Here is a 4,620-nt window from a genome sequence, read left to right on the forward strand (position 1 = left end):
AAAAATCGGCCCAGATCCGCGAAATTTTAATCAGCGAGTCAGCTTGGGAAGAAATGACCTGCTTATTCGCACCTTCCCTAGACGTTGTGTTTCGCCGAACTGCGTGGGAGCGGACGCGGTTCTATCAGCCACTGGTATTGCAGTGTAGCGAGCCACATCGGGTGCGGTGGGACGCTTAAAATCAGGGCCAGCGGCGCAGCCGGCCAGACCGGCGGTGATCAGACCAGCTACCAGGTAAGTTGCCGCAAGCCGTCGTTCGAGGCTGATGGGGCGCTGGCATGTTTTAGCGTGCTCCATAAAAATGCTCCACGAAAGGTTTACGGAAAGCTTGGTGGCAGCCCAAGCAGCTTTCCTGCACGTGGGCGAATGATTGGATCACCGCCTTGCCGTCGCTGCTCGCAGCAGCCAGCTTCATGGCCAGCGCCGCCTCGTGAGTCTGCGCGTCAAAGTTTCTGAACTTGGTCGCATCAGCGCCGAGGTAAGCAAGGATGCGCATTTTTTCAGTAAGCGGTGGCTCGGGGTGTGCAGCAACTTTTGGGGCGAGCTGAACGACCTGAACCCATTCCTCCTGCGAAATCGCACCGGTAATAGCCTGCATGTTGCGCCCGAGTTCCTGCATGATCTTGCGTAGCGCCAGTGGCTCAACCTGGGTAGCGTCACCAGCCCAAGCTGGCAACTGAAAACCCCATAGAAGCAGGCAGGCCGTAACGGTCAGGGTGATAGTTCCAAATGCGTGGCTGTGTTTGCGGTGGGTCATGAAATTCTCCTGTAATTCAATCGTTCTCTCATTCGAACTCCCGCCCTTCGCCAGCTTCCTCATGGGTTACACCGTCGCGGATGTGGTAGATGCGCTTGAAGGTCGGGATGATCTTTTCGTCATGGGTGACGACGATGATGGCGGTCTCGAACTTGCGGGCCATGTCGTTGAGGATGCGGATTACAGCCATGGCGCGCTCGGAATCCAGCGGCGCAGTGGGTTCATCGGCCAGGATCACTGGCGGGCGATTGACCAATCCGCGCGCGATGGCAACCCGTTGCTGCTCGCCACCGGAGAGTTGCGAGGGCATTGCGCGAGCTCGGTGTTGCACATCAAGCGCCGTGAGCAATTCCAGTGCCTTCGCGCGCGACTCTCCATTCGCGACGCCTGCAAGCATCGGCAACAGCGCCACGTTGTCGGTGACATCGAGAAACGGAATCAGGTATGGTGCTTGGAAAACGAAACCGATCTTGTCGCGCCGCAAGGCGCGCAAGTCGCGGACTTTCCAGCCATCGTCGTAGATCACTTCATCGCCCAGCGTCATGCGACCAGCGGTCGGTTCGATCACCGCACCCAGACATTTGAGCAGCGTGCTCTTGCCGGACCCGGAAGGGCCGATCAGCCCCACCACTTCACCTGGCGCAACATGCATATTCACGTCTTTCAAGGCAAAGACAGCGGTGTCACCATCGCCATACCGCTTGCTCAAACTTTCGATGTGGATGCCTTTACCACTCATCTCAACCTCCAATGGCTTCGGCCGGATCGACCTTGAGTGCCATGCGAATGGCGACGATGCTGGCTAGAACGCAGATCACGAGCACGGCGAAAAAACCGGCGATGGAGTCGAACGGCATCAGCAGTACGTACTTGGGAAACAGCGGCGCTGAGAAAGTGGCTGTGATCTTGCCGACCACGAAACCAATCACGCCCAGGGCGATCGCCTGCTGCATGATCATCGCGGCGATGGTTCGGTTGCGTGTGCCGATCAGCTTCAACACCGCGATCTCGCGGATTTTGTCCATCGTCAGCGAATAGATGATGAAGGCAACGATGGCCGCGCTAACGATGGCCAGAATCACTAAGAACATGCCGATCTGCTTGGCCGAGGTGGCGATCAACTTGCCGACGAGGATGTCTTCCATCTGTGCCCGGGTGTAGACCGTCAAACGCTTCCAGCGCCGGATGGATTCGGCAACCTCGTCCGGCGCATGGCCAGGTTTCAGTGTGACCAGTACGGCATTGACGAACGCGTTGCTGCTCTGTGAAGCAATCACGGCATCCAGCAAACCTGGAACACCGGGTCGATTGAAGGCCGGGTTGGCTTCGGTGCGACGCCGGCTTTGCCAAATGGCGTCGTTGTCCTTGAGGAACTGAGCCTCTTGGGCATCCTTAAGCGGAATGAATACCATCGGGTCGCCGCTGGACGACACCATGCGCCGTGTCAGACCCACGACGGTGTAATGATTTCGGCGAATGGCAAGACGATCTCCCAGTTTGAAGCCGGTGGCGATGTCGGCCACAGCCTCGTAGTGACCGCGCGTGATCTGGCGTCCAGCGACGAGATAAGGAGGCCATCCGGGTGTAGCCCCCAACGCGCCGGGCGCGATGCCGACCACCATGGTGCGTACATCACTCTCGCCCTTGCGTACCTGCATGGTCAGGTAGGTCACGTTCGCTGCCTGGGCGACTCCCGGCATGGCGAGGATGGCGCGATACACGTCATCGTTGAGGCTTGACGACTCCGCATAAGGACCCAGAGTATCCTTTTGCACCACCCAAAGGTCGGCGCCACTGTTGTCGAGCAGCGCCTTGCCGTCGTCCACCATGCCCCGGTACACCCCGGCCATGACCAGGGTGACGCCGATCAGCAGACCCAGCCCGATGCCAGTGAAGACGAACTTTCCCCAGGCATGGAGAATGTCGCGGCCGGCAAGGCTGATCATCGTGACACTCCTGGGATATGGTCGACCACATGGATGCGGCTGCGCGCCGTCAGTGCCTTTTCGCTATAGGTCACAATCTGGTCCCCATTCTTGAGCCCTTCGCGCACCTGCACGTAACCATTGAGGTCGGAAGCACCGAGCTTGACCGGGGAGAAATGCAGATCACCATCCACGATTTGCCAGACACCAATTTTGTTGCCCTCACGCTGGACGGCAGCGTTGGGGATCAGTGGAGCGGCCGGGAGCGCCGGCAAGTCAACCGTGACTTCGGCCAGTTCACCCACCGGTGGCAAAGGTTCTGGTTTGTTATCGAATGTCACCTTGGCAAGCGTTTCCTCGGTTACCGCGTCGGCCTTGGGTTCCACCCGCAGCACGCGACCTTTCAAGGTCTGGCCACCACGCGAACGCAGGACGATGTGAGCCGGCAACCCCCCAGCCAGCCCCGATGCGCTGATCTGGTCGAAGCGCACATTGATCCACAAACTCTTGGGGTCGATTACTTCCACCACGGCCTCGCCCGCGACGATGGTCGTGCCGGGATCGGCATCGCGCACGGCGACTACACCGTCGACCGGCGCGATCAGGCGCAGATTACTCCGCTGCGCGACGAGTCCTTCGAGGTCGGAGCGTGCCCGGGCAATATCTTCCCGAGCTGCGGATAGGGCGGCATCGGCGATCTGCAGTTCCTGCTGCTTGGTGGTGACGATTTCCTCGCTGATAAAGCGCACCGCTAACAATTGCTCGTAGCGGCGCGCTTGGGTTTGCGCGTAGGCTTGCCGGGCTTCTGCCTCGCGCAAAGCCGCTTCCGCACGCTTGAATGCCGACTCCTGTGAGCGCACCCGATCATCGAGGTCGACCGGCTCCATCTCGCCGAGCACCTGTCCGGCCTTGACCTGGTCGCCTACATGCACCTCCAGGCGTTTGACGCGCCCGGCAAACGTCGGCCCGATCTTGTAGGTGTAGCGCGCCTCCACCGTGCCGATGCCGAACAGCGCCGGTGTGATAGCCCGTGATTCCACGCTTGCCACCGTCACAGCGACCGGGGCGAGCGGCCCTGATCGCAGACCGACATAAATAAAAAGCACCAGCAAAGGAATGATGACGGCAAGCAGCGCCAGGGTGCGGCCTTGCAAGGGTAACTTTTTCATTGCGCACTCCTTATGCCACGCCGATAAATTGCAAAGACACGCGGCGCATCGCGGTGCATACGGCCCACATCACCCGCCAACAGCGATTGCATGACCAAGCCCTGGATCGTGCCAATGAACAGCGTTGCCGCCGCCTCGTTGTCAAGCGAGGGAGACAACTCGCCGCTGGTCTTGCCTTTCTCGATGAGACGATGCAAACGTTCGCCGTAGCGCTGAATCAAGGTTTGCACCATGCGCTTGGCCGGTGTCGATTCGGCACGTTGAAGCTCACCAAACATCATTCTTGGCACACCTGGGTGCTCAGCAACGAATTCGATATGACTCATGAACATCGCCTCCATAGCTGCCAAGGGCGACTCGATTCCTTGTGCGGATCGATCGATTCTGGCTAATAGACGCTCTGCTACCCACTCCATGACCGCCTGCCAAATGGCTTCCTTGTTCGGGAAGTGCCGAAACAGCGCACCTTGGGTCAAGTTCATGTGTTTAGCGATAGCCGCAGTGGTTATCTCGCTTGGGTTTTGTGAACCGGCAAGCGCCACGACGGACTCGACAGTTACGGCACGACGTTCATCGGCCGGCAGATGCTTTGGATGGGTGTCCACGAGCACTCCCTGTAAGATAGTAATTAATTACTATCTTACCACAAGAGGCAACTCAAACAAGAGAAAACCCGACGTACTCGTCAATATCTAGGGAAAGTGCGAACAAGTATCCCAAGAACAAAAAATGAAAATTTTAGTCATTTAATATCAATGGGTTACCAGTA

General features: G+C 58.4%; 5 protein-coding genes. All 5 read right to left on the reverse strand.

Annotation, left to right across the window (positions count from 1 at the left end):
* Positions 1 to 283: 283 nt before the first annotated feature.
* From OKB81_RS19425 to OKB81_RS19445, 5 genes are read right to left on the reverse strand one after another with little or no spacing between them, the layout of a single operon-like run.
* Complete coding sequence (locus tag OKB81_RS19425; protein WP_003056106.1) at positions 284 to 757, reverse strand: cytochrome c; 474 nt, start codon at positions 755 to 757, stop codon at positions 284 to 286.
* A gap of 28 nt (positions 758 to 785) precedes the next feature.
* Positions 786 to 1,496: an ABC transporter ATP-binding protein gene (locus OKB81_RS19430; RefSeq protein ID WP_011222066.1), complete on the reverse strand. Its 711-nt coding sequence runs from the start codon at positions 1,494 to 1,496 to the stop codon at positions 786 to 788.
* A gap of 1 nt (position 1,497) precedes the next feature.
* Entirely contained in the window at positions 1,498 to 2,703 is a 1,206-nt protein-coding gene (locus tag OKB81_RS19435; RefSeq protein ID WP_270665311.1) for an ABC transporter permease, read from the reverse strand.
* A complete protein-coding gene (locus tag OKB81_RS19440; protein WP_270665309.1) occupies positions 2,700 to 3,851 on the reverse strand; it encodes an efflux RND transporter periplasmic adaptor subunit in 1,152 nt (383 codons plus the stop codon). Before OKB81_RS19440 ends, OKB81_RS19435 begins: the two co-directional genes overlap by 4 nt.
* Positions 3,848 to 4,456, reverse strand: a complete 609-nt coding sequence (locus OKB81_RS19445) for a TetR/AcrR family transcriptional regulator (RefSeq protein ID WP_270665307.1) — start codon at positions 4,454 to 4,456, stop codon at positions 3,848 to 3,850. The genes OKB81_RS19440 and OKB81_RS19445 overlap by 4 nt, the downstream gene beginning before the upstream one ends.
* Positions 4,457 to 4,620 lie beyond the last annotated feature (164 nt).

The organism is Aeromonas sp. QDB56 (assembly GCF_027705505.1).
Lineage (GTDB): Bacteria > Pseudomonadota > Gammaproteobacteria > Enterobacterales > Aeromonadaceae > Aeromonas > Aeromonas caviae.